The sequence below is a fragment of the Brachybacterium massiliense genome (genome assembly GCF_900184245.1).
GTDB classification, from domain to species: Bacteria; Actinomycetota; Actinomycetes; order Actinomycetales; family Dermabacteraceae; genus Brachybacterium; species Brachybacterium massiliense.
Map to the genome: position 1 here is coordinate 14,272 of NZ_FXXB01000004.1, position 24,868 is coordinate 39,139.

Below are 24,868 nucleotides of genomic sequence, written 5' to 3' on the forward strand. Positions count from 1 at the left end.
AGCGCCGTGCGTCGAGGCACTGTGAGCAATGACGAGGGGGAGAGCAGCGCATGAGCTCCGAGAGCTCTCTGCCCAGCGACACCGCGGACGCGAAGGCGGCCAAGGCGCAGGCGAAGAAGCTCCGCAGGTCCGCGAAGGCCGAGGCACGAGCGGCGGCGCGCGCCGAGCGCAAGCGCGCCCGGGCCGTCGCACGCGGCGCCTCCGAGGACACCGCAGGCGGCGTGCAGCAGGCCGAGGCCGGGCAGAGCACCGGTGTGGCCGGGCTGCGCGACCGCTTCGTGGAGCTGTGGCTGCGTCGGATCCACCCGGTCCTGGACGTGGTCTCCCCGATCGGATGGGCGGTGCTCGCCGTCACCGCCGTGTGCTGGTTCGTCGGCCTCACCCTGCACGTGACCGAGCTGAACGTGATCGCTTTCGCGCTCACCGTGCCGCTGGTGATCGCTGCGCTGTTCGTCCTCGGGCGCGCCTCCTACCGGGTGACGCTGGACCTGCAGACCCACCGTGTGGTCGTCGGCACCCGTGCTGTTGGCCGGGTCGAGGTCGCCAACCCCACCACGCGCGACATCCTGCCCTCGCGGATCGAGCTCGCGGTGGGCTCGGCCACCGCCCAGTTCATGGTGCCGCGGCTGCGCGCCGGGGCTGAGCACGAGGAGCTCTTCGCGGTGCCCACCAAGCGGCGCGCGGTACTGGTCGTGGGCCCGGTGCGCTCGGTGCGCGATGATCCGCTCTCGCTGATGCGCCGCCAGGTCACCTGGGCCAAGGAGCAGGAGCTGTTCGTGCACCCGCGCACGGTGCGGCTCGACGAGGCCGCCAGCGGCTTCCTGCGCGACCTCGAGGGAACCCCGTCCTCGGACCTCTCCAGCTCCGACATCGCCTTCCACGCGCTGCGCGACTACGCCCCGGGCGACGACCGTCGGCACGTGCACTGGCGCACCACCGCCCGCACCGGCAAGCTCATGGTCCGCCAGTTCGAGGAGACCCGGCGCTCGCACGTGGTCGTCGCGCTCGACAACCTCGCCGAGCACTACGCGAGCGATGACGAGTTCGAGCTGGCCGTCTCGGTGGCCGCCTCGATCTCCGCACAGACCTTCCGGGAGGAGAAGGAGCTGACGCCCTTCTCCTTCGACGAGCGGCAGAGCACTCGCACGATGCGCTCGATGATGGATGACTACACCGTGATCGAGCAGCTGGGGGGCCGGCTCTCCTTCCATGAGCTGGGGCAGAAGGCCGCTGATCTGGCGCCCAACGCCTCCGCGGTGATGATGGTGGTCGGCTCCCACACCACGGCCCGCGAGCTCAACTCCGCCGCCAACCAGCTGCCGATCGGGGTGATGGCGGTGGCGATCCGCTGCGTGGACGATGCCGAGGTCAAGCGTTCGGCGATCGGCGGCCTCGACGTGGTGACACTGGGCTCGCTCGACACCCTGGCGCGCGCCCTGAGGGCGGTGGGACGATGAGCCGGACCGCTGCGGCCAAGCGTCCGCCCAGCCACTTCTCTAGCGTGACCACCACGCGCCGCGCCCTGGACCTGTTCGCGATGGGCGGGATGTTCCTGCTGGCGATCCTCGGATTCCACCACGTCTACGGCGGGATCCAGTACCTGCTCACGGGTGTGATGGCGCTCGTGTTCGGCACCTTGATCGCTCTGATCGGCGCTCGCTGGCGCTGGGGGCCGCTGCGCATCGCCCCGGCCCTGCTGGTGGTCTACTTCCTGTTCGGGCCGATGCTCGCCGCGCCCACGCGTGCGCTCTGGGGAGTGATCCCCAGCCCCGGCGCGCTGTGGGAGCTGGTCAAGGCACCGATCTCGAGCTGGAAGTCCGTCCTGACGGTCGCTCCTCCCGTGGGTGTCGCCCAGGGCGTGCTCGCGGTGGTCTGGATCAGCGCGCTGCTGCTGTCCCTGCTGGGGATGAGCGTGGTGCTGCGCTCCCGGCTGTACGTGCTGGCCTGGCTGTTCCCGCTCGCCCTGGTGGGCGTGACGATCTTCTTCGGCACCGACCAGGCCTTCCTCGCGGTGACCCGCGGCGTGCTCTACGCGATCCTCTCCGTGGCCTGGCTGACCTGGCGGTTCGAGGCCGGGCGCCTGTCCAGCGCCCGCTCCACGATCATCTCCGACTCGGTGCGACCGGGATCCTGGAAGAACCCGGTGCTGCGTCGGCGCGTGATCGGCGGCGCGCTGATCATGGTGCTCGCCGGCGGCGGTGCCGTCGCGGCCCAGTCCCTGCTGGACCCGCCCGCGGGGTCGATCCGGTATGCGGCCCGTGACCACATCACCCCGCCGTTCGATCCGAAGGAGTACGTCTCCCCGCTGACCGAGTTCCGCGGGTATCACAAGCACCAGCGGGCTGAGACGCTGCTGACCGTCTCCGGCATGAGCAGTGGTGAGCATGTGCGCCTGGCGACCATGGACCAGTACGACCTGCAGGTCTACAATGTCGCCAGCAGCCGCGACCGTGACGGCGGCTCCGGCGCGTTCCTGCGCACCGCCCCCGGAGTGGACCTGCACGACGGCAGCGGTCAGGAGCGCGTCTCCACGATCACCATCGGCGCCTACTCGGGGGTGTGGCTGCCCACCATCGGCCAGCGCACCAACCGCATCGACCTCGAGCAGATGACTCCCGAGCGCTCGAGCGTCACCGCGGAGAACCTCTACCTCAACGAGCAGTCGCAGACCGCGGTCAACGCGATGGGGGTGCGCGAGGGGGACGTCTACGAGCTCACCTACGAGCCGTACACCGAGCCCACCGCGGAGCAGCAGCGCACCGCCGAGTTCGCCGACGTCGACCTGCCCGAGGACCTGCCCTTCGAGGAGATCACGGCGGTGGCCGAGGAGTGGGCGGGCACCTCCGACTCGGACTTCGAGCGGTTCCAGCACCTCTCGCGCATGGTGCAGAAGGACGCCTACTACTCCCATGGGCTCGACGGGGAGGCGGCCTCGCTGTCCGGCCACGGCGCGAGCCGGCTGATGGCGATGATGGAGGAGTTCGGCTTCGACGAGGACGCGCCCGATGCCCAGCCCATGGGCCGGGTGGGGGACGAGGAGCAGTACGCGGTGCTCACGGCGGTCCTCGCCCGCTCTATCGGCATGCCCGCTCGGGTGGCGATGGGCTTCGAGGTCCCCGCCGGGCAGGATGGGAACGTCACCATCACCGGCGAGGACGTCACCGCGTGGGTCGAGGTGAAGTTCGAGGGCATCGGCTGGGTGCGCTTCGATCCGGCGCCCGACGAGGACGAGGAACTCACCCAGCCCGAGCCTCAGGATGTGGAGAAGCCGCTTCCCCAGGTGGCGCAGCCTCCGCCTCCGCCGGCCGAGCCGCCCACGCCGCCGCCCGGCGCGATGAGCGAGGACAGCGAGGACGAGGACGAGCCCGTCGAGGAGACCGACTCGTGGGTGGTCTACCTCGGGTTCGCGGCGATCCCGGTGCTGCTGCTGATCCTCGCCATGCTGACCGTTCTCATCGCGAAGCGGGTCAGGAGAGGGCGCCGACGCACCCGCGGCGAGCTGCCGTCGAGGATCGACGGCGGCTGGCAGGAGATCCTCGACCTGATGACGGACCTGGGGCGCGCCCCGGATCCTCTCCGCACCCGCGCCGAGACCGCGGCGATGCTCCAGGCGGACATCCCCTCGATGGGCGCCGTGCTCCTCGCCGGCCGTGCGGATCGCGCGGTCTTCGGCCCCGACGACCTCCCGGAGGCGGCGGCCGAGGAGTACTGGGCGCAGGTGATGGAGGCACGGCGTAGCATGTCCGCTGCGGTGCCGTGGCACAAGAGGGTGCGTGCGGCACTCTCGTTGCGGTCCTTCCGGCGCCGCTCCGCGGAGCGGCGTGCTCAGCGCAGGCGCGACCGGGCCAACTCCCGGGCCCGGGCCAAGGCGCTGCGACGTGCCGAGGCGATGCGCCGCAGCCGCTCCTCCCACCGCGTAGCAGCGAAGAAGTCGAGATCGTCGAAGAAGGGCCGGGCCTGATGAACCAGACGCGATACTGCAGCACCTGCGGGTCCCTGCTGTCCCAGAGCGCGGCGATCTGCGGTGAATGCGGCGCCCGCTACCAGGAGTCCCCCTACGAGCGTCGTGCCACCGACGCGCCGGGCGCCTGGTCGCAGGCTCCGATGCCGCGACGCCGTGACCTCGGCAGCGCACCGGAGCAGGAGGGGCAGGACGAGGGCATCGAGCTGGTCTCGCGCGAGTCGCTCGAGCCGAAGGCTCCCGGGGCGACGTCGCTGCGGAGCCAGGAACAGTACGATCAGTTGATGGTCACCCAGTCACCGATGCACCAGCCAGGACCGGGCTCCGCCTCGGGCGCCCCCGAGGGGCCGGGCTCCCCGGCCGGGGCACCGCGAGCGGGAGCGCAGATGGAACCGCCGCTGGACGGGTGCGCCCCGGCCTCCCCGCTGAAGCGGTTCCTGGCCGCTCTCGTGGACTCGGTGCTCGTCTCGCTGGTGACGCTGCCGCTGCTCATCGGCAGCATGATGCTGCTGCTCTCCGAGTCGATCGGGCTGCTGCCGCAGATCCTGATCGGCGTGGGGGTGGCGCTCCCGGCCGCGTACACCGTCCTGATCATCTGGCTGGTGGGCGCGAAGGGCTTCAGCATCGGCAAGCTGATCCTGGGCCTGCGTGTGACCCGCTACAGCGCTGCCGGCCCGATCGGTTTCGTGCGGTCCCTGGGCCGCTGGTTCCTGTACGGGCTGATCCCGCTGATCATGGCGCTGTCGATCTTCATCGACCCGAAGAAGCACCTGCGCGGCGTCCACGACCGGGCCGTCGACTCGGTGGTGGTGGACCTCAAGGAGGGGCGCAACCCCCTCAAGCCGCGCCCCGACGACTTCGAGCGCGAGGGCGCCGAGCACTACCTCGGCGCCCCGTCGGTCGCGGTCTCCACTCATCAGAACCTCCTGGCCGAGCCCGGCGCGGCCTGGCAGGACGAGTCCTCCGGGGAGCCGGCGCAGCCGTCGGTCCAGGGAGCCGGTGCCTGGGGCGAACCGCAGCAGATGGCCCCGAGCCCCTACGCACCCCCGTCCTCGAGCGCCTCGGCCCCGGAAGCCCCGATGCCGAGCACCGGCTGGGACGGACAGCCCGTCGCACAGAACCCCTCGGTACCGTCCGCGAGCGGTGACGGGGGATGGGCCCCGCCGCCGGTGGATCCGGTGCCGCCGGCGCCGTCGTGGGACGAGCCGGCCGGGCAGACCCAGGGCTGGAACGAGCCGGAGCCCCAGCCTCAGTGGGGTCAGCCCTCGCCCGCCCCGCAGCCGGAGTGGGGTCAGCCGTCGCCCGCGCCCCAGCCCGAGTGGAGCCAGCAGTCGTCGGCGCCGCAGCCGGAGTGGGGTCAGCCCTCGCCTGCGCCGCAGCCCGAATGGGATGCGCAGCCGGCGCAGTCCTGGGACCAGCCCATCGAGGGTCAGCCCAGCGCACCGCAGGCTCCCGCGGCCGACGCCGCGCAGGGATGGGCCCCGCCCGCCCCGGCCCAGCACCCCGCCCCCGTGCAGGAGCCTGCCCCGGTGCACGACCCGGCACCGAACGCTCCGAGCGAGCTGACCGCCGATGCCTGGGACTCCGGCGTCGACGAGCAGACGCGACTGACCGCGCCGGAGGGGGCGCTCGGCGATCTCGAGCAGACCCGCCTCTCGCCCGCCCGCCTGCCGCAGGTCAAGCAGCTGCGGCTGACCACGGACGACGGCGCCGAGCGCGTCGTCGACAAGGCCGTGGTGATCGGGCGCAACCCCTCCGCACCGGGAACGGAGGTGCTGTTCGTGATGAAGGATGACACCCGCTCGGTGTCCAAGACCCATCTGCTGATCGACGGCACGGGAGAGGACATCACTGTCACCGATCTGGGCTCCACCAACGGTTCGGCGATCCTGCGCGAGGACGGCTCCCGCGAGAGCCTCGTGCCGAACTCGCCCACCGTGCTGCCCACCGGGGCGCAGCTTACGCTCGGCGACCGGACCCTGTCCGTGGAGAGGACGCAGTGATCGACCGTTCCCTGTCCGACCCGGATCTCACGGGCACGATCCGCGTCGTCTCCGCCGCCGCGACCCATGTGGGTCACGTGCGCGCCACCAACGAGGACAGCATCCTCAACGCGCCGCCGATCTACCTGGTCGCCGACGGCATGGGCGGCCACAACGCCGGCGAGGTCGCCAGCGCGATCGCCGTCGAGGAGTTCGAGAAGCTCACGATCCAGGAGAACGTGACCGTCGAGCAGCTGGGGGAGGCGTTGCGCTCCGCGGCGATCCGCATCGGCGAGCTCGGCGGCGAGGCGACCCTGGGCGCCGGCACCACGGTTGCGGTGGTCGCCACGATGGTGCTGGACGGCGTGGGCTACTGGGTCGTGCTCAACCTGGGCGACTCCCGGGTCTACCGGCTCTCCGGCGACATCTTCGAGCAGGTGAGCGTGGACCATTCCGTGGTCCAGGAGCTGATGGACCGCGGCGAGCTCACCCCCGAGCAGGCCAAGATCCACCCCTACCGCCACATGGTCACCCGCGCCCTCGGCGCCGGGCCGGACTCCGATCCGGACTACTGGCTGATCCCCGCCGAGGCGGGGGACCGGATGCTGATCTGCTCGGACGGTCTGACCGGCGAGGTCGACGACGCCGCGATCGAGAAGCTGCTGCGCAGCCCCTCGGATGTGCGCACGCTCAGCCAGGACCTGGTGGGCAGGGCACTGGACGGCGGCGGCCACGACAACATCAGCGTGGTCCTGGTCGAGGCGGTCGAGGTGGTCGGGCAGTCCCGGATCGCCGAGGACACCGCCTCCCGTGACGGTGCGGAGCCGCAGGACGATGGTTTCGAGATCGACGAGGACACCCTTCCGCGAGGCCTTCGCGACGGTGGCGACGAGCGTCGATGAGCGAGGAGAAGGGCATCACCCCCGAGGATCTGCTCGGGGTCGGCACCTGGGTGCGTCAGGGGCCGGCCACGCTGGTGGTGCGCGAGAACGGCTGGGTGGTGCTGGTCCCGGGGATGCGCAAGCAGGTCACCGAGGCGGCCTGGGAGGTGCTCGGGCGGAAGCCTGCCCCCGAGGAGTTCCTCGACGCGTTCCTCGACGCCGGTGAGCTCGAGAGCATCGACAAGCTCAAAGCCCTGCTGTTCGGCTTCCACGACGGCACCACCGGCACCTTCGGCGTCAAGGGCTCGACACCGATCGTCGTCCACACCGCGGAGGGTGCGCAGCTCATCGCGGGCACGGAGGAGGAGCCCTTCGTGCTGAAGACCCTCGAGGGCGTGCGGCGCACCGCCTTCGGCGACCTGCCGGCCGAGGACGCCGTGGGGCTGCCCCGGGTGAGCGCCGGGATCATCCCCGTGCGTGGCTTCGTGCACGCCACCGTGGACCCTGCCGACCTCGCGGAGGCCGAGCGCACCGCCCTGGCCGAGCAGGTCGAGGAGCAGGGCCGCTCGATCGAGGATCCCGAGGCGAAGAAGCGGCGCGCCGCCGCCCCGAAGCCCCCGCCGCGGCCCGCCGGCAGCAGCGCCTCCGCACCGTTGATCAAGCCGGCCACCGCGGACCGTCCCACGGGATCGATGCCGCCGTCCCTCTCCCGCGGATCCGGCGGACGTTCCACCGCGCCGGCCGCCGCAGAGCCCGAATCCACGGGCCCGAACATGTTCGAGGGACTCTTCGCGAGCGCACCTCCCGCCGCCGAGGCCCCGCCCGCTGCTCCGCCCGCGCCGCCGCAGCCTGCCGCCCCAGCGCCGGCGACGGAACAGGCACAGGCGTCGGCTCGGCGGACTGCGCCGGGCCCGGCGGGCAGCCCCCGCGACCCGCCCCGAGCGGCTACGAAGGCATGCAGGGCACACCGGGCCAGCCCCCCAGGCCCGCCGGATACGCCGACGCCGGCGCGGCCGGCCACCAGGTCGGCCACCGCGGGCCCGACGGCCAGCCCCCGTCGGCACCGGCTCCGGCCGCTGCCCAGCAGGCACGGCCCCCGTCGAGCGGCCCGGGCATGCCCGCCTCGGCGAACGGACCGGGGCAGGTGGTCGGCGGCGGCGTGACGCTGACCGGACTGGTCTGCCCCAACGGTCACGCGAACTCCCCCGAGCACACAGCCTGCCGCGTCTGCGGCGTCCCGCTGCCTCGGGAGCCGCGCACCGTGGTGCGCCCGCCGCTGGGCATGGTCGCGATCACCGGTGGCGGCCGCATCCTGCTGGACCGCACCGCGATCATCGGCCGTCGGCCCCGCGCCTCCCGGGTGAGCGGGAACGAGGTGCCGCAGCTGATCACGGTGCCCAGCCCCCAGCAGGACATCTCCCGCTCGCACCTCGAGCTGCGGCTCGAGGGATGGCACGTGGTGGCGCTCGATCTGGGCACCACCAACGGCACCACCCTGTACCGGGAGGGCTACGAGCCGGTGCGGCTGCGACCGCGCGAGGGGATGGTCCTGCGCCACGGGGACCGCCTGGATCTGGGAGACGGAGTGCATCTGATGTATGGGGAGAGGGCATGAGCTCGAGACCACCCTCACCGCCGCCCCGGCTGCCCGGCTACGAGTACGAGCAGCTGCTCGGCTCGGGCGGCTTCGCCGACGTGTTCCTCTACCGACAGTTCCGCCCGCAACGGCGGGTGGCGATCAAGGTGCTGCTGTCCAACGTCCTCGACGAGTCGGTGCGCCGACAGTTCGACTCCGAGGCCAACGTGATGGCGCAGATGTCGACCCACCCCTCGATCGTGACGATCCACCAGGCCGAGGTCTCCGAGGACCATCGCCCCTACCTCGTCATGGAGTACTGCCCGCGCCCCAACTACGGGGTGCGCTTCCGCAAGGAGCGGATCACCGTCGCCGAGGCGCTGCGCGTGGGCGTGCAGATCGCCGGCGCCGTGGAAACCGCCCATCGCGCAGGCATCCTCCACCGCGACATCAAACCCGCGAACATCCTGGTCACCGACTACAACCGACCGGCCCTGACCGACTTCGGGATCTCCATCGCCACCGGGCAGGGAGATGACGTCGAAGACTCCCAGGGGATGTCCATCCCGTGGTCCCCGCCGGAGTTCTTCGCCGATCCGCCGCGGGCCGACGTGCGCTCAGACGTGTTCTCCCTGGCCGCGACCGTGTACTCGCTGCTGGCGGGGCACACCCCGTTCGAGCGGCCCCGGCAGCGCAACACCGCCTCCGACCTCATCCACCGCATCTCCAGCGAGCCGCTCGCCCCGCTGAACCGCCCCGATGTTCCCCCGGAGCTGAACCGGGTGCTGTCGATCGCGATGGCGAAGGAGCAGTCCGGGCGCTACGACACCGCCCTCGCCTTCGGGCGCGGGCTGCAGCAGGTCGAGCTGTCCCTCTCCCTGCCGGTCACGCAGATGGACGTGCTCGACGAACGCGGCACGGGCATGCCGCACAGCGCCGAGGACGACGACCTCGACATGCACACCCGGATCCGCAAGGTCGCCACCGTCGACCCGGACTCGGGCGGGACCACGGGACCGGGAATGCGGCGCCGGCTCGATCCCTACGCCGGGGTCGCCCCCGCCCTGGCCTCCCCGTCGGCACCCGGCATCGGGCCCGGCCCCGCCGGACCGATGGACAGCGCCGGGGAGTCGACGGTGCTGCGGCCCGTCGGCGCCCGCCAGCCGGGGCTCTCCGCGGCCTCGCCGCCGTCGGCCGTGGCCGCGCCGGAGGCTGCGGAGGAGGAGAGCGGCGGCACCCCCGTGTGGCCCTTCGTGACGCTCGCGGCGGTGCTGGTGATCATACTCGGCGTGGGCGCGACGCTCGGCGTGCGCCACTTCCTGATCCCCGAACCGGAGCCGATCGCGACCTCGCAGGTCAACACCGTGACCCGGGCGGGTGCACCGCTCGAGCCGCCCACCGATCTCACGATCGAGATCATCGCCCCCGAAGGGGACGGCGCGAACGAGACCGGCCGGGTGCAGGTCTCCTGGGAGCCCCCGGCAGGGGTCACCGAGGACGAGCACTACCTCGTCCGCTGGAAGGACATCCCCGAGAACTACGACCGCTTCGATGTGCCGGTCGAGGTGCACGGGGAGAACTCGACCGTCCTCGAGCTGCCGCCGAACCTGCCCGAGCGCTGCATCACCGTGCAGACGGTCAACCCCAACGGCAACGCCAGCCAACCGGTCGAGGAGTGTCTGGATGAGCAGTGACGGGTACGGTTCTGCCATGTGCGGTGACGGTGACAGAGGGGACAGCTGACGATGGCGTCGACGATTTCGGTCGAGTTCTGCGGGGAATGGTTCCGCGTCGAGGACGGCGAGGAGCTCACGATCGGCCGCGAGGCCGACCTGCGAGTCGATGAGGACAACCCCTTCCTCCACCGACGGTTCCTCACGATCGTGCAGGTGGAGTCGATGTGGTGGCTGGTGAACATCGGCTCGCGGCTGTCGGCCACGGTCACCGACGGCACCGGCTCGATGCAGGCGTGGCTGGCGCCCGGTGCACGGATCCCGCTGGTCTTCGACGTGACCAAGGTGGTCTTCACCGCGGGCCCCACCACCTACGACCTGTCCGTGCACGCGGACTCGCCGGAGTTCGCGCGGATCGCGGGCCCCGAGGATCCGGCGGGGGAGACCACCGTGGGTTCGGTGCAGCTGACCCCGAGCCAGAAGCTGCTGATCCTCGCGCTCGCCGAGCCGATGCTCACCCGTGAGGGCTCCGGGATGAGCGCCGTGCCCACCTCGGCGCAGGCCTCCTCGCGCCTGGGATGGCCGCTGACGAAGTTCAACCGCAAGCTCGACAACGTCTGCGACAAGCTGGACCGGCTCGGCGTGCGCGGACTGCGCGGCGGTCCTGGCAAGCTCGCCAGCAACCGGCGCGCCCGACTGGTGGAGCACGCTGTCTTCTCGCGCCTGGTCACCCGGGACGATCTGCCGCTGCTGGACGAGGCCCAGGACGCGGACGAGGACTGAACGCCCCACCGCCCGCACGGGCGGAGGAGGCGCACTGCAGCACAGCCAGCGGACGGCCGGGAGGCCGCCGTATCAGGCGGGCCGGGAGCCCGCTGAGGGGGAGGACCACAGATGCGCATCAAGCTCACTCTGCGCAGGCCCGAGGACCGACTGACCGACCTCGAGGTCACCGCCGACGCCACGGCCACCGTCGCCGACGTCGCCGGCGCGCTCTACTCCGCGGACCCTCTGCGCGGCGACGCGGAGGTGCCCGAGGGGCTGACCCTGCAGGTCCAGGACCCCGGCGCCGGGGCCGGGGCGAAGGGCGTGCGCTCGCTGGACCGCGAGATCGACCTGATCCAGGCGGGCCTGCGCTCCGGCAGCGTGGTCTCCATCGCCCGCTCCTCCACCGAGTACGCGACCCGTTCGGAGTCGCGCGGCGCGGCAGTCGCGCTGATGCGCGTGCTCTCCGGCCCCGAGGCGGGGCGAGAGTTCCCGCTGCCCACCGGTTCGAGCGTGATCGGCCGCGAGGGCGATCTCGACATCCGCATCGCCGACCCGATGCTCTCCAAGCGCCACGCCCGCATCAACGTGGGCGACACGATCGAGATCGTCGATCTGCAGTCCTCCAACGGCGTGGTCATCGGCGGCGAGCAGGTCCAGCGCGCCGTGGTGGGCCCCTCGGACACGGTGCTGATCGGCCAGACCACCTTCTCCGTGATCGCGCTGCACCGGCTCGGCGGCACCGCTCCGAGCTCGCCGGTGGTGGAGTTCAACCGCTCCCCACGCGTGGTGCCCCGCTTCCCCTACCGGCCGCTGAAGGCGCCCACCCCGCCCAAGGAGCCGCAGCCCCAGTTCTTCCCGATCTTCATGATGTTCGCGCCCATCCTGATGGGCGGATTCATGTTCTCGATGACTCAGAGCCCGTTCTCGCTCATGTTCGTGTTCATGATGCCGATGATGGCCACCGCCGGGTATCTCAACCGCAAGTTCCAGCAGAAGAAGATGCTCGAGAGGCAGATCGAGAACTTCGAGGAGGGACTGGCCTCCCTCAAGCGCCGCGTCACCGCCGCGCAGGACCTCGAGCGTGCGGTGCGCCTGGTGGAGGCGCCGTCGGCCGCGGACACCGTGGATGCGGCCTTCCGCCTGGGCCGACTGCTGTGGACCCACCGGCCCGAGCACAACGCCTTCGGGACCGTGCGGCTGGGCCTGGGCATCGCCGAGTCCCGGGTGGGGATCGAGATGCCGGGGGAGAACGATGCGATCCCCAAGTACTACGACATGCTCGATGACATGAACGAGGAGTACAAGATGATCGCCGGGGTGCCGGTGGTCGCGGAGCTCCGTTATGCCGGCAATCTCGGGGTCGCCGGCGGTGGGGAGGAGGCCGACGGGGTCGCCCGCGGCATCGTCACCCAGATCTTCTCCCTGCACTCCCCGGCGGAGGTCGCGATCGCGGCGATCACCTCCCGCTCGAGCCGGGAGATGTGGCAGTGGCTGAAGTGGCTGCCGCACACCTCGAGCCCTCACTCCCCGCTGCCCGGCGACCATCTCGCCGACACCCCCGGGCGCGGCACCTCCCTGCTCTCGCGCATCGAGGAGCTGATCGAGCAGCGCGCTGGCGACGCCCCGCCCACGCTGCGCACCCCGATGACCTCCGACGTCACCCAGGAGCCGCAGGCCCCGCCGGAGCCGATGACCCCGAACCTGGTGGTCGTCATCGAGGACGACGCCCCGGTGGACCGTGCCCGCCTGGTGCGCATCGCCGAGCGCGGCCCGGACGTCGGCGTGCACGTGATCTGGTGCGCCGCGAACATCGCGGCGCTGCCCGCCGCCTGCCGCACCTATGTCTCCGTCGAGGAGTCCGTGGAGGGCGCGAGCGCCGGCCACGTGCGGGTGGGGGAGCGGTTCTACCCCGTGACCGTCGAGACGGTCTCGGTCGAGGTGGCCTCGGGCGTGGCCCGGCACCTCTCCCCGGTGGTGGACGCGGGCGTCCCCATCGACGACGACTCCGACCTCCCGCGCGCGATCTCCTATCTCAAGCTCGGCGGCATGCAGATGGCCGAGGACGCGAACTACATCATCGAGCGGTGGAAGGAGAACAACTCTCTCACCCCGCGCGACGGCTCCGAGCCGCAGCGCCGCAAGCACGATGCGAACCTGCGCGGCCTGATCGGCCACAACGGCCAGGACGCCTTCCACCTGGACCTGCGCACCAACGGCCCCCACGCCCTGGTGGGCGGCACCACCGGCGCCGGCAAGTCCGAGTTCCTGCAGGCCTGGGTGCTGGGCATGGCCACCGCCCACAGCCCCGACCGGGTCACCTTCCTGTTCGTGGACTACAAGGGCGGCGCCGCCTTCGCCGACGCGGTGGACCTGCCGCACACGGTGGGCCTGGTCACCGACCTCTCCCAGCACCTGGTGAGACGCGCCCTGACCTCCCTGCGCGCCGAGCTGCACTACCGCGAACACCTGCTGAACCGCAAGAAGGCCAAGGACCTCATCTCGCTCGAGCGCACCGGCGACCCCGAGGCGCCGCCGAGCCTGATCATCATCGTGGACGAGTTCGCGGCCCTGGCCAAGGAGATCCCCGAGTTCGTGGACGGGGTCGTGGACGTCGCCGCGCGAGGCCGCTCCCTGGGACTGCACCTGATCCTCGCCACCCAGCGCCCGGCCGGCGTGATCAAGGACAACCTGCGCGCCAACACCAACCTGCGCATCGCCCTGCGGATGGCCGACGAGGCCGACTCCAAGGACATCCTGGGCGACAAGATGGCCGCGCACTTCGATCCCGGCATCCCCGGTCGCGGGGCGGCCAAGACCGGACCGGGACGCATCGCCACCTTCCAGACCGGGTACGCGGGCGGCTGGACCACCGACGAGCCCGAGCGCGCCCGGATCGACATCGTCGAGAAGGACTTCGGCACCGGTGAGCAGTGGGACATCCCCTCCCCGCCCACCAAGGAGGTGAAGGACCCCGGCCCCAACGACATCTCCCGCGTGGTCGCGACCGTGAAGGCCGCGGCCGAGAACGCCGGGGTGCCGGCACCGCGCAAGCCGTGGCTGTCCGAGCTCGCCGACGCCTACGACCTCTCCCGCCTGCCCACCCGCCGCACCGACGAGGAGTTGCTGCTGGGCGTCATGGACGTCCCCGAGGACCAGGCCCAGCCCACCATCTCCTACTACCCGGACCGCGACGGCAACATGGCCATCTACGGCACCGGCGGCTCCGGCAAGTCCACCACCCTGCGCACGATCGCGATCTCGGCCGCCTCGACCGTGCGCGGCGGCCCCGTGCACGTCTACGGCCTCGACTTCGGCGCCTCGGGCCTGACCATGCTCGAGGAGCTGCCGCATGTGGGCTCGATCGTCCCCGGCGACGACGAGGAGCGCGTGATCCGCCTGCTGCGCACCCTGCGCGGCATGATCGACGAGCGCGCGAAGGTCTTCGCGAAGGTGCGCGCCGGCTCCGTCTCCGAGTACCGCGAGCTCGCCGGCAGGCCCGACACCCCGCGCATCCTGCTCCTGGTCGACGGCATGGCCGCCTTCCGCGAGGCGTACGACTACTCCAACCTCAGCAAGTGGTTCACCGCCTTCGTGCAGATCGCGACCGACGGGCGCCAGGTGGGCGTGCACGTGATCGTCACCGGCGACCGCCCCAACGCCATCCCCACCTCGCTCGGCTCCTCGATCCAGCGCCGCCTCATCCACCGCATGGCCAGCAGCGACGACTACGCCGCCTTCGGCGAGCCGAAGGACGTGCTCGAGGGCGCCTCGCCCCCCGGCCGCGCCATCCAGGACGGCCATGAGGTGCAGATCGCAGTGCATGGCGGTGACGCGAACGTCGCCATCCAGTCCCGCGAGGTCGCCAAGCTCGCCCAGGCGATGCGTCGCGCCGGTGTGCCCGAGGCCCCCGAGATCAGGCGCCTGCCCGAGCGCGTGGAGTTCTCCTCGCTGCGCCCCGTCGTGGACGGCCTGCCCGTGCTCGGCCTGGCCGACGAGACCCTCTCCGAGCTCACCTTCGAACCGCGCGGAGCATTCATGGTCACCGGGCCCATGGGCTCGGGCCGCACCACCGCGATGCTGACCATCGCCACCGGTCTGAAGGCGATGGACGAGCCGATGCGCCTGGTGCGCTTCTCCTCGCGCCGCACCCCGCTGACCGGCCTGCCGATCTGGGACGTCGAGGCCTCCGACCCGGACACCGTCAAGGACCTCGCCGCGCAGCTGCGCCAGACCATCGAGTCCGGCGCCGTGGGCGAGGGCAGGCTCGCCCTGTTCATCGACGGCGTCGCCGACTTCACCGGCAGCGGCATCGAGAACGACCTCGACAAGCTCATCCGCGCCAGCACCCGCGAGGGCCAGTTCGTGGTGGGCGAGAACGAATCCGCCTCCTGGTCGCAGGCTTACGTGCTCGCCCAGCCCTTCAAGGCGGGCCGCCGCGGCCTGCTGCTGCAGCCGGGGGACATGGACGGCGACTCACTGCTGGGCACCGGACTGGGGAGGATCCGTCGCGCGGACTTCCCGGCGGGCCGCGGATTCCTCGTCCACAGCGGCCGGGCGATGAAACTGCAGGTCGCACAGATCACCACCGGCTGATCGCCGGGGCGGGGCGGCCGGCAGACCCGCCCCGGTCCGGCTCCGACGGCCCGCCCCCGCTGCCGGGACGGGCCGTCATCCACATGGGGACTCCTCCCCATCGCCGCAGCGCACCGATCGCTCTACAGTGAATGCTGTCGAGAACGACAGCAGGCCGGTGCACCGCACAGGAGCGCGGGCGCGAGACATCAGGAAGGGGAGCCCGAGCCGTGAACGCCACGAAGGGTATGAACGTCGAAGAGGTCCGACGGATGTCGGCACAGCTCCGCGAGGCCGCCGAGGAGATCACACGGATCGAGCAGGAGCTCACCCGCGGCCTCGAGGACGTGGACTGGACCGGGCCTGACGCCGATCGATTCCGGGGGCAGTGGGCCGGGGAGATGGTCCCGGCGCTGCAGCAGATCATGAACTCGGTCAACGAGCTCGGGGACTCGGCGGACCGCAACGCCGCCGAGCAGGAGGCGACCTCCTCGAACTGACCGAGGCAACGCTCGCGACCGCACCCGGAGCCCGAACGGAGAACCGTTCGGGCTCCGTCGTCGGCTGGTATCTTGGGCGCCGTCAGTGGTGGGAGGAAACGGAGCGACGTATGGCACAGAGGATCCAGTACCCGAGCGCTGATTTCCCGGGGCCGCCGCAGATCAGCATCGAGGTGCCGGACGACTGGGAGACGCTCACCGTCCCCGGTGTCCAGGTGGCCGTCGCACAGCCCCGGGTGGAGGGCAGCTTCCGCGCGAACGTGGTGGTGACCATGCAGCGGTTCGGCTCCGACTTCACCCTCGACGCGGCCCGCGAGGGGCTCGTCCAACGCAAGGCCGCGCTGCCCGAGCTCGAGGAGCTCGGCACGGGGGAGATCGAGATCGAGGGGATGACCTGGATCGCCAGCGAGTACGGATACACCCAGCCGGGCCGGCCCACCGTGGTGCAGGCCGCCCGCTACGCCGTGGTGGACCGCGGGGGAGCGGCCAAGGACGTGCTGGAGATCGTGGGCAGCTGCGGCGCCGAGAGCGCCGACGACGAGATCGAGACCGTCCGCGCTATCCAGGACTCCATCACCCTGGCCTTCGACTGACTCGCACTCGGCTCACGCCGGCACCGCTGCGGCAGAGCACTGCCGCAAGCAGCCGTGCAGACCTCTGGACGACCCCGGACCGCCAGGTCCGGGGTCGTTCTGCATGGGCAGTGCTGACCGGGGAGTTGTCCCCATCGTCAGGTGGGGGTGGGCGTTCTAGGGTGGTGTCATCACCTGGGGGACAGGGTCGAGGATGCGGCGCTGCTCCGTGGAGGTCTTCTCCGGTGGGTGGGACCGTGTTTGTGACGACGAGATGGAGGACACCATGAAGAAGGGCATGATTCCTGAGGCGGTTGAGCAGATGGCTCAGCAGATCCAGGATGCCGGCGAGGAGACTCGTCAGATCTTTCAGCAGATCCAGGGTCGGGTCGAGGGTTTCGACTGGACGGGTGAGGATCGCGATCGTTTCGTGAGCGAGTTCAGTGATGCGCTGGGTCAGCTGACTCAGCAGGTGGCGGATCAGGCCGGCGAGCTGTCGCAGCGGGCGACCCAGAACGCTGCGGCGCAGCGTGAGGCGTCTTCCTGAGTTTTCTTTTCTTCAGTTTTTCTTTCTTTGTTGTGCAGCTCTGAGATGGGGCGGAAGGGGTAGGTCATGGCTTTCAAGGGTATGAATCCGGAGGAGGGCCGCGAGGTCGCGCAGGGCGTGAGCGAGGCGGGTCAGCAGATCAATGAGGTGGTGAGCGCCGTCACGAACGTCGTGAACTCCGTGGAGTGGGTCGGTCCGGACTATGAGGCGTTCCGTGAGGAGTGGAACTCCTTCGTGAGTGGTCCGGTGGCTGGTCTGGTGAACGGTCTGTCGGAGAAGGGTCAGCTGCTGACCCAGCATGCTGAGGAGCAGGACACGACCTCGAACCAGAACTGATCTCTGCTCTTCGACGGGCAGGGCCCCGCACCCCGTTTCTCGGGGGTGCGGGGCCCTGCCCGTAGGCGCTCACGGGCACTCACGAGTGCTGACGGCCGCTCACGGCGCGCCCCTGTGCCCCAGCGCGTGCTCGAGCACGTGCCGAGCGGGGCCGGCGCAGGAGCGGCGCCGAGGGTTGTCCACAACGCCCTCTCCCCACCGAAGTCCTGTGACCTGCGGCGATGCCGGTTCTCGGGATGGGGAGGAGCATGGGGAGTTGTCCCCATCGTCAGGTGGGGGTGGGCGTTCTAGGGTGGTGTCATCACCTGGGGGACAGGGTCGAGGATGCGGCGCTGCTCCGTGGAGGTCTTCTCCGGTGGGTGGGACCGTGTTTGTGACGACGAGATGGAGGACACCATGAAGAAGGGCATGATTCCTGAGGCGGTTGAGCAGATGGCTCAGCAGATCCAGGATGCCGGCGAGGAGACTCGTCAGATCTTTCAGCAGATCCAGGGTCGGGTCGAGGGTTTCGACTGGACGGGTGAGGATCGCGATCGTTTCGTGAGCGAGTTCAGTGATGCGCTGGGTCAGCTGACTCAGCAGGTGGCGGATCAGGCCGGCGAGCTGTCGCAGCGGGCGACCCAGAACGCTGCGGCGCAGCGTGAGGCGTCTTCCTGAGTTTTCTTTTCTTCAGTTTTTCTTTCTTTGTTGTGCAGCTCTGAGATGGGGCGGAAGGGGTAGGTCATGGCTTTCAAGGGTATGAATCCGGAGGAGGGCCGCGAGGTCGCGCAGGGCGTGAGCGAGGCGGGTCAGCAGATCAATGAGGTGGTGAGCGCCGTCACGAACGTCGTGAACTCCGTGGAGTGGGTCGGTCCGGACTATGAGGCGTTCCGTGAGGAGTGGAACTCCTTCGTGAGTGGTCCGGTGGCTGGTCTGGTGAACGGTCTGTCGGAGAAGGGTCAGCTGCTGACCCAGCATGCTGAGGAGCAGGACACGACCTCGAACCAGAACTGATCTCTGGTCTTCGACGGGCAGGGCCCCGCACCCCGTTTCTCGGGGGTGCGGGGCCCTGTTCGTATGTGCTCACGGGCACTCACGGGTGCTCACGGGCACTCACGGGTGCTGACGGCCAGTCACGGGCACTCACATGTCCGAGCCCGCTCCGCGGATGCTGCACGACGGGGCGGGGCAGCGCAGAGCACGGCAGAGCACGCCGCCCGGCGGGTCAGCGGTAGTTGACGAACTGCAGCGCCACGTCCAGGTCCTTGCCCTTGAGCAGGGCGATCACGGCCTGCAGATCATCGCGGCTCTTCGAGGAGACGCGCAGCTCGTCGCCCTCGATCCGGGCCTTGACACCCTTGGGCCCCTCGTCCCGGATCAGCTTGGAGATCTTCTTCGCGTCCTCGGTGGCGATGCCCTCCTTCAGCGCGGCGGCCAGGCGCATGTCCTTCCCGGACTGCTTCGGCTCGCCCACGTCCAGCGCCTTGAGGGAGATGCCTCGGCGCACGAGCTTGGACTGCAGCACGTCGAGCACCGCGAGCACCCGCTCCTCGGCATTGGCCGTCATCACGATCTCGTCACCGCTGAGGGTGATCGAGGCTCCCGTGCCTCGGAAGTCGTACCGCTGCCCGACCTCCTTGACGGCCTGGTTCACGGCGTTGTCGATCTCCTGGCGATCGAGCTTGCTGACGATGTCGAACGATGAATCTGCCACGGGGGCTCCTCCCTCTTCGCGGCCGCCCGCGCGGGCCGGCCGCCTCACTGCACACGAGCCCTGGACGGGCTGTGACGCTCTTCATGCACTTCGGACCGCTTCTCGGTTCGCGCCGAGCCCGCGGTCCCGCTATGCTGTTTCGAGTCCGCTTCCGGCGGCCACACGATCTCGATCGGGTGGGCAACGGGAGCAGTCACGGCAGATTACCCGAGCGGCCAAAGGGAGCTGACTGTAAATCAGCTGGCATTGCCTACGGGGGTTCGAATCCCTCATCTGCCACTGCGGAGGATCCATGTGATCCGAAGCACCGGGGCCCGCCCCCGAATTGCCTCCGGGCAAGGAGACGGGTAAGGTTCACAGGGTTGCCCTGATAGCTCAGTCGGCAGAGCATCTCCATGGTAAGGAGAAGGTCAAGGGTTCGATTCCCTTTCAGGGCTCTGATTGGATGTGGCGGCCCGGTCTCATTCGAGATCGGGCCGCTTCATCGGTCATGCCGGGGTAGCTCAGACGGTCAGAGCGCACGACTCATAATCGTGAGGTCGCGGGTTCGATCCCCGCCCTCGGTACCACACCGGTCCACACCGGAGTGCAGAATCCACATCCCCCGAGCACGGGGACCCACGAGGCGCGCTGCGGAGTGCGCCACCCGGACGAAAGAGGCGAACCGTGGCGAGCAAGAGCTCTGACGTGCGTCCCAAGATCACCATGGCCTGTGTTGACTGCAAGGCGCGCAACTACATCACCAAGAAGAACCGTCGCAACACCCCGGATCGGCTCGAGCTCTCCAAGTTCTGCCCGACCTGCGGCAAGCAGACGGCGCACCGCGAGACCCGCTGAGCGGGCCCACCGCACTTCCACGAAGGCCACCCGGTACATCACCGGGTGGCCTTCGTCGTTCCCGCGAACACGTCACATCGGCCCGGCGCCGCGGGCGGTCGCGCCACCCCGGCCCCTCGCCGGTGAGATGATCGGGGAGAACCCTTCCCTCGGCCCCGCCGACCAGACCTCGGGAGATGCCATGACCCTCACACCCGATCCCGCCTTCGCCGGCCGCAGCTACCCGGCGGGCCCCGTGCACACCGTCTCGGCCGCGAAGATCATCGAGTTCGCACGCGCCACCGGTGCCGCCTCCCCGCTCCACACCGACCCCGAGGCCGCGCGTGAGGCGGGGCACGCGGGCGTGGTCGCTCCGCCCACCTTCCTGGTCTCCCTCGCCCAGGCCACCGAGGCGCAGTACATCGAGGACCCCGACGCCGGCATCGACTTCACCCGCGTCGTCCACGGCGAGGAGACGTTCACCCTGCACCGACCCGTCGTCGCCGGGGACCGCCTGATCCCCACCCTCACCGTCGAGTCCGTCCGCGCGGCCGGCGGCCACTCCATGATCACCACCCGCGTGGACATGACCGAGGAGTCCGGCGCGGACGTCGCCAGCGTGCGCAGCATGCTGATCGTCCGCGGCGCCTGACCACGCCCGCCCTCCCGACTCCCCGGAACCCAGGAGCAGACATGACCCCCACCCGACGAGGTCATCGAGGCGGTCTCCGCCGCCGACGCCGCCGGGGAACAGCTGCTCGTGCTCGGCGGCGGCTCGAACCTGGTCGCCTCCGACGAGCCCTTCGAGGGCACCGTGGTGCTCCTGCGCGACCCCGAGGACCCGCCGCTGCTGGACGCCACCTGCGAGGTCGGCGCCTCCGGCGAGCCCGACGGGATCCCCGTGGACCCGTCCGAGCTCACCCCGCTGGACCCCACCTGCGGCGGCGCGATCGTGGAGTACTTCGCAGGCGTGGACTGGGACCGGGCGGTGCGCTATGCGATCGCCCGCGAGATGGTCGGGATCGAGGCCCTCTCGGGCATCCCCGGCACCGTCGGCGCCACCCCCATCCAGAACGTCGGCGCCTACGGGCAGGAGGTCGCCTCGACCATCTCCCGCGTGCGCACCTGGGACCGGGAGAAGAACGCGGTGCGCACCTTCTTCGCGGCCGACTGCGGCTTCGCCTACCGCGACAGCGTCTTCAAGCGCACCCGCTACTCGGGCCCCGTGCCCTCGGCCACCGGACGCTACGTGGTGCTCTCGGTGACCTTCCAGCACACGATCGGCTCGCTCTCGGCGCCGATCCGCTACGCCCAGCTCGCCGACGCCCTGGGCGTCGAGGTGGGCCGGCGCGTGCCGATGTCCGAGGTGCGCGAGGCGGTGCTGCGCATCCGCGGCGAGAAGGGCATGGTGCTCGACGCCGCCGACCACGACACCTGGAGCGCCGGCTCCTTCTTCACCAACCCCATCCTCTCGGCGCAGGACGCCGCACGCCTGCCCGAGCAGGCACCACGCTTCGACGCCGGTGACGGCCGCATCAAGACCAGCGCCGCCTGGCTGATCAGCAGCGCGGGCATCGAGCGGGGTCATGCGCTGGGGGAGCGGGCGTCGGTCTCGACCAAGCACTCCCTCGCCCTGACCAACCGCGGCGGAGCCCGCAGCGAGGACCTCGTGGCCCTCGCCCGGGACGTCCAGGCACGGGTCGAGGGCGCCTTCGGCATCCACCTCGAGCCCGAGCCCGTGCGCCTGGGCCTCGAACTCTGACCTCGACAGCAGGCACCGCACCCGCCGTCCTAAGATGGCACGGCGGCCCATATCGCCGCTCCGCCCCGTCCCCGCAGGAGGCCCCGTGAACGTCCTCGACCAGTCCATCGCCGAGCTCGACCCGGACATCGCCAAGGTTCTCGATCGCGAGCTGGAGCGCCAGCAGCGCACCCTCGAGATGATCGCGAGCGAGAACTTCGTCCCCCGCGCCGTGCTCGAGGCGCAGGGCTCGGTGCTCACCAACAAGTACGCCGAGGGCTACCCGGGTCGCCGCTACTACGGCGGCTGCGAGGAGGTGGACGTCGCCGAGGAGATCGCGATCCAGCGCGCGAAGGAGCTCTTCGGCGCCGAGCACGCGAACGTCCAGCCCCACTCGGGCGCCTCCGCGAACGCCGCGGTCATGCACGCTCTGGCCCGCCCGGGCGACAAGCTGATGGGCCTCTCCCTCGCCCACGGGGGCCACCTCACCCACGGCATGAAGATCAACTTCTCGGGCCGCCTCTACGACATCGTCGCCTACGAGACCGAGCCCGGCACCGGGCTGATCGACATGGACAAGGTGCGCGAGCTGGCCGTGGCCGAGCAGCCCAGGGTGATCGTCGCCGGCTGGTCCGCGTACACCCGCCAGCTCGACTTCCCGCAGTTCCGCGAGATCGCCGACGAGGTCGGCGCGACCCTCTGGGTGGACATGGCGCACTTCGCCGGGCTGGTCGCTGCGGGCCTGCACCCCAGCCCCGTCCCCTACGCGGACGTCGTCTCCACCACCATCCACAAGACCATCGGCGGCCCCCGCTCCGGCATGATCCTGTGCACGGAGAAGTGGGCCAAGAAGATCGACTCCGCGGTCTTCCCCGGCCAGCAGGGCGGCCCGCTGATGCACGTGATCGCGGCGAAGGCCGTGGCGCTCAAGGTCGCCGCGACCGATGAGTTCAAGGACCGCCAGGCCCGCACCCTCGAGGGCGCGAAGCTCCTCGCTGAGCGCCTCCAGGCGGAGGATGCGAAGGCCGCAGGCGTCAAGGTCATCTCCGGCGGCACCGATGTGCACCTGGTGCTGGTGGACCTCACCGGCAGCGAGCTGGACGGCCAGCAGGCCGAGGACCGCCTCCACGAGGTCGGCATCACCGTCAACCGCAACGCGGTCCCCAACGACCCGCGCCCGCCGCGGGTCACCTCCGGGCTGCGCATCGGCACCCCGGCGCTCGCCACCCGCGGCTTCGGCGCCGAGGAGTTCACCGAGGTCGCCGACATCATCGCCCTCGCCCTGACCGGCGGGGCGGACCTCGCCCAGCTGCGCGAGCGCACCGCGGCCCTGGCCGCGGCCAAGCCGCTGTACGCAGACCTGCAGCAGTACTGAGCAGCACCGTGGGGCCCGGCACATCGCGCCGGGCCCCACGGCTGTCCCCGCGGCCGCAGACGCCGGCCCGCCCCGCACACCCCGCGACACCCACCGCGACACCAAGGAGCGCCATGACGGCCCAGATCCTCGACGGCAAGGCCACAGCGACAGCGATCAAGGAGGAGCTCGCCCGGCGCGTCACGCGACTGGTCGAGGCCGGTCATCAGCGCCCGGGCCTCGCCACCGTGCTGGTGGGCGATGATCCCGGCAGCGCCGCCTATGTGCGCGGCAAGCACCGCGACAGCGAGCAGATCGGCCTGCACTCGATCCAGCGTCAGCTCCCGGCGGACGCCACCCAGGCCGACGTCGAGGCCGTCGTCGACGAGCTCAACGCCGATCCCGCCTGCACCGGCTACATCGTGCAGCTGCCGCTGCCCCCGCAGATCGACACCGACGCGATCCTCGAGCGGATCGACCCGGCCAAGGACGCCGACGGCCTGCACCCCACCAACCTCGGCCGCCTGGTGCTCAACGCCAACAAGCCCATCCTCACCCCCCTGCCCTGCACCCCGCGCGCGGTGATCGAGCTGGTCGAGCGCCACGGGCAGGACTTCCGCGGCAAGGACGTGGTGGTCGTCGGGCGCGGCGTCACCGTCGGCCGCTCGATCGGGGCGCTGCTTACCCGGCGCGAGCACAACGCGACCGTCACCCTCTGCCACACCGGCACCACCGACCTCCCCTCCCACCTGCGCCGGGCCGATGTGATCGTCGCCGCCGCGGGTGCCGCGCACCTGGTGCGCGCCGAGGACATCAAGCCCGGCGCGATCGTGCTGGATGTGGGCGTCTCCCGCCGGGAGGTTCCCGAGGGCGGCAGGGCGAAGCTCGTCGGGGACGTCGATCCCGCCGCGACCGAGGTCGCCGGCTGGCTGAGCCCCAACCCGGGCGGCGTCGGGCCGATGACCCGTGCGCTGCTGCTGAAGAACGTCGTCGAGGCGGCCGAGCGCGCCGCCGGCATCGAGGAGTCCGCGTGAGCTTCACCATCGCCAACGTCAACGTCAACGGCCTGCGCGCCGCCGCCCGGAAGGGGATGGGCGACTGGCTCGCCTCCACCTCCGCGGACGTCATCACCCTGCAGGAGGTGCGCGCCCCCGAGGAGCTGCTGGCCGGCCTGGTGGGGGAGGGCTGGACCATCGTGGGCGAGGCCTCGCTGCTCAAGGGACGCGCCGGCGTCGCGATCGCCGCCCGCACCTCGCTCGAGAGCATCGACCTCGAGGGTGTGCGCCGCGGCCTGCCCGGGCTCGACGAGGATGCGCACACCGGCCGCTGGCTCGAGGCGGACCTCGAGGACCCCCTCGGGGACGGCAGGCACCTCACCGTCATCTCCTGTTACATGCACTCGGGCAACACCGAGAAGCCGCAGACAATGACCGACAAGTACGCCTTCCTCGACGCGATGATGCTGCGCCTGGAGGAGCTGCGGGCCGACGGACGCCACGTGGTGCTCACCGGTGACATCAACATCGCCCACACCGAGTGGGACATCAAGAACTGGAAGGGCAACCTGAAGTCCGCCGGATTCCTGCCCGAGGAGCGCGCCTACCTCGACCGTCTCACCACCGAGGCCGGTTTCGTGGATGTGCACCGGAGCCTCCACGGCGACGGCCCGGGCCCCTACACGTGGTGGTCGCAGCGCGGCAAGGCCTTCGACAACGACGCCGGCTGGCGCATCGACTACCAGCTGACCACCGAGGAGCTCGCCGCCAAGGCCACCTCCGCGCAGGTGGATCGCGCGCCGAGCTACGACACCCGCTGGTCCGACCACGCCCCGCTGGTGATCAGCTACTCCTGACCCGGCGCACACACCAGGAGGCCCGGCCCCGCATGTCGCGGGAC

At 70.8% G+C, this 24,868-nt stretch carries 22 protein-coding genes and 3 tRNA genes; 24 read left to right on the forward strand and 1 reads right to left on the reverse strand.

From position 1 onward, the window contains the following. The first annotated feature begins 50 nt into the window (after positions 1–50). The 15 genes from BN4251_RS01550 (at position 51) to BN4251_RS01615 (ending at position 18,361) form a co-directional block, all read left to right on the forward strand. On the forward strand, positions 51–1,457 hold the full coding sequence (locus tag BN4251_RS01550) for a DUF58 domain-containing protein (RefSeq protein WP_087483425.1): 1,407 nt from the start codon (positions 51–53) through the stop codon (positions 1,455–1,457). Beyond that, on the forward strand, positions 1,454–3,961 hold the full coding sequence (locus BN4251_RS01555) for a transglutaminase domain-containing protein (RefSeq protein ID WP_087483426.1): 2,508 nt from the start codon (positions 1,454–1,456) through the stop codon (positions 3,959–3,961). The genes BN4251_RS01550 and BN4251_RS01555 overlap by 4 nt, the downstream gene beginning before the upstream one ends. Next, positions 3,961–5,964: an RDD family protein gene (locus tag BN4251_RS01560; RefSeq protein WP_087483427.1), complete on the forward strand. Its 2,004-nt coding sequence runs from the start codon at positions 3,961–3,963 to the stop codon at positions 5,962–5,964. Before BN4251_RS01555 ends, BN4251_RS01560 begins: the two co-directional genes overlap by 1 nt. Further along, on the forward strand, positions 5,961–6,845 hold the full coding sequence (locus BN4251_RS01565; protein ID WP_087483428.1) for a PP2C family protein-serine/threonine phosphatase: 885 nt from the start codon (positions 5,961–5,963) through the stop codon (positions 6,843–6,845). The genes BN4251_RS01560 and BN4251_RS01565 overlap by 4 nt, the downstream gene beginning before the upstream one ends. After that, positions 6,842–7,987 (forward strand): hypothetical protein, encoded by a 1,146-nt coding sequence (locus BN4251_RS18555; RefSeq protein WP_170931777.1) that lies wholly within the window; start codon positions 6,842–6,844, stop codon positions 7,985–7,987. Before BN4251_RS01565 ends, BN4251_RS18555 begins: the two co-directional genes overlap by 4 nt. Continuing rightward, entirely contained in the window at positions 7,984–8,439 is a 456-nt protein-coding gene (locus BN4251_RS18155) for an FHA domain-containing protein (protein ID WP_170931778.1), read from the forward strand. The genes BN4251_RS18555 and BN4251_RS18155 overlap by 4 nt, the downstream gene beginning before the upstream one ends. Beyond that, positions 8,436–10,094 (forward strand): protein kinase domain-containing protein, encoded by a 1,659-nt coding sequence (locus BN4251_RS01575; RefSeq protein WP_087483429.1) that lies wholly within the window; start codon positions 8,436–8,438, stop codon positions 10,092–10,094. Before BN4251_RS18155 ends, BN4251_RS01575 begins: the two co-directional genes overlap by 4 nt. 51 nt (positions 10,095–10,145) lie before the next feature. Further along, on the forward strand, positions 10,146–10,856 hold the full coding sequence (locus BN4251_RS01580) for an FHA domain-containing protein (protein ID WP_087483430.1): 711 nt from the start codon (positions 10,146–10,148) through the stop codon (positions 10,854–10,856). 111 nt (positions 10,857–10,967) lie between these two features. Beyond that, a complete protein-coding gene (locus BN4251_RS01585) occupies positions 10,968–15,434 on the forward strand; it encodes a type VII secretion EssC family protein (RefSeq protein WP_087483431.1) in 4,467 nt (1,488 codons plus the stop codon). 209 nt (positions 15,435–15,643) lie between these two features. After that, positions 15,644–15,913: a WXG100 family type VII secretion target gene (locus tag BN4251_RS01590; RefSeq protein ID WP_087483432.1), complete on the forward strand. Its 270-nt coding sequence runs from the start codon at positions 15,644–15,646 to the stop codon at positions 15,911–15,913. Between the two features lie 110 nt (positions 15,914–16,023). Beyond that, a complete protein-coding gene (locus BN4251_RS01595) occupies positions 16,024–16,506 on the forward strand; it encodes a hypothetical protein (protein WP_087483433.1) in 483 nt (160 codons plus the stop codon). Positions 16,507–16,771: 265 nt separating this feature from the next. Continuing rightward, complete coding sequence (locus BN4251_RS01600) at positions 16,772–17,032, forward strand: hypothetical protein (protein ID WP_245810147.1); 261 nt, start codon at positions 16,772–16,774, stop codon at positions 17,030–17,032. 66 nt (positions 17,033–17,098) lie between these two features. Beyond that, positions 17,099–17,368 carry a WXG100 family type VII secretion target gene (locus tag BN4251_RS01605; RefSeq protein WP_087483435.1) on the forward strand — a complete coding sequence of 90 codons (270 nt, stop codon included), beginning with the start codon at positions 17,099–17,101 and terminating at the stop codon, positions 17,366–17,368. A gap of 396 nt (positions 17,369–17,764) precedes the next feature. After that, positions 17,765–18,025 carry a hypothetical protein gene (locus BN4251_RS01610; protein ID WP_245810147.1) on the forward strand — a complete coding sequence of 87 codons (261 nt, stop codon included), beginning with the start codon at positions 17,765–17,767 and terminating at the stop codon, positions 18,023–18,025. Positions 18,026–18,091: 66 nt separating this feature from the next. Continuing rightward, the gene (locus tag BN4251_RS01615; RefSeq protein WP_087483435.1) at positions 18,092–18,361 is read left to right on the forward strand and encodes a WXG100 family type VII secretion target; all 270 of its coding nucleotides are present in this window, start codon (positions 18,092–18,094) and stop codon (positions 18,359–18,361) included. A gap of 211 nt (positions 18,362–18,572) precedes the next feature. On the opposite strand, the gene BN4251_RS01620 is transcribed toward BN4251_RS01615, so the two are convergent. Continuing rightward, positions 18,573–19,061: a YajQ family cyclic di-GMP-binding protein gene (locus tag BN4251_RS01620; RefSeq protein ID WP_087483436.1), complete on the reverse strand. Its 489-nt coding sequence runs from the start codon at positions 19,059–19,061 to the stop codon at positions 18,573–18,575. A gap of 197 nt (positions 19,062–19,258) precedes the next feature. On the opposite strand from BN4251_RS01620, the gene BN4251_RS01625 reads away from it, so the two are divergent. The 9 genes from BN4251_RS01625 (at position 19,259) to BN4251_RS01665 (ending at position 24,824) form a co-directional block, all read left to right on the forward strand. Then, a tRNA-Tyr gene (locus tag BN4251_RS01625) sits at positions 19,259–19,340 on the forward strand. Positions 19,341–19,425: 85 nt separating this feature from the next. Continuing rightward, positions 19,426–19,498: transfer RNA gene (locus BN4251_RS01630), tRNA-Thr, on the forward strand. A gap of 55 nt (positions 19,499–19,553) precedes the next feature. Next, a tRNA-Met gene (locus BN4251_RS01635) sits at positions 19,554–19,630 on the forward strand. Between the two features lie 97 nt (positions 19,631–19,727). Further along, positions 19,728–19,898: a 50S ribosomal protein L33 gene (gene rpmG, locus BN4251_RS01640; protein ID WP_029360274.1), complete on the forward strand. Its 171-nt coding sequence runs from the start codon at positions 19,728–19,730 to the stop codon at positions 19,896–19,898. 181 nt (positions 19,899–20,079) lie between these two features. Then, on the forward strand, positions 20,080–20,529 hold the full coding sequence (locus BN4251_RS01645) for an FAS1-like dehydratase domain-containing protein (RefSeq protein WP_087483677.1): 450 nt from the start codon (positions 20,080–20,082) through the stop codon (positions 20,527–20,529). A gap of 63 nt (positions 20,530–20,592) precedes the next feature. Next, positions 20,593–21,639 (forward strand): UDP-N-acetylmuramate dehydrogenase, encoded by a 1,047-nt coding sequence (locus tag BN4251_RS01650; RefSeq protein WP_281255301.1) that lies wholly within the window; start codon positions 20,593–20,595, stop codon positions 21,637–21,639. An 85-nt stretch (positions 21,640–21,724) separates the two neighbouring features. Next, positions 21,725–22,993, forward strand: a complete 1,269-nt coding sequence (locus BN4251_RS01655; RefSeq protein WP_087483437.1) for a serine hydroxymethyltransferase — start codon at positions 21,725–21,727, stop codon at positions 22,991–22,993. A gap of 113 nt (positions 22,994–23,106) precedes the next feature. Next, positions 23,107–24,006 (forward strand): bifunctional methylenetetrahydrofolate dehydrogenase/methenyltetrahydrofolate cyclohydrolase, encoded by a 900-nt coding sequence (locus BN4251_RS01660; RefSeq protein ID WP_087483438.1) that lies wholly within the window; start codon positions 23,107–23,109, stop codon positions 24,004–24,006. Then, the gene (locus BN4251_RS01665) at positions 24,003–24,824 is read left to right on the forward strand and encodes an exodeoxyribonuclease III (protein WP_087483439.1); all 822 of its coding nucleotides are present in this window, start codon (positions 24,003–24,005) and stop codon (positions 24,822–24,824) included. The genes BN4251_RS01660 and BN4251_RS01665 overlap by 4 nt, the downstream gene beginning before the upstream one ends. The last annotated feature ends 44 nt before the right edge of the window (positions 24,825–24,868 follow it).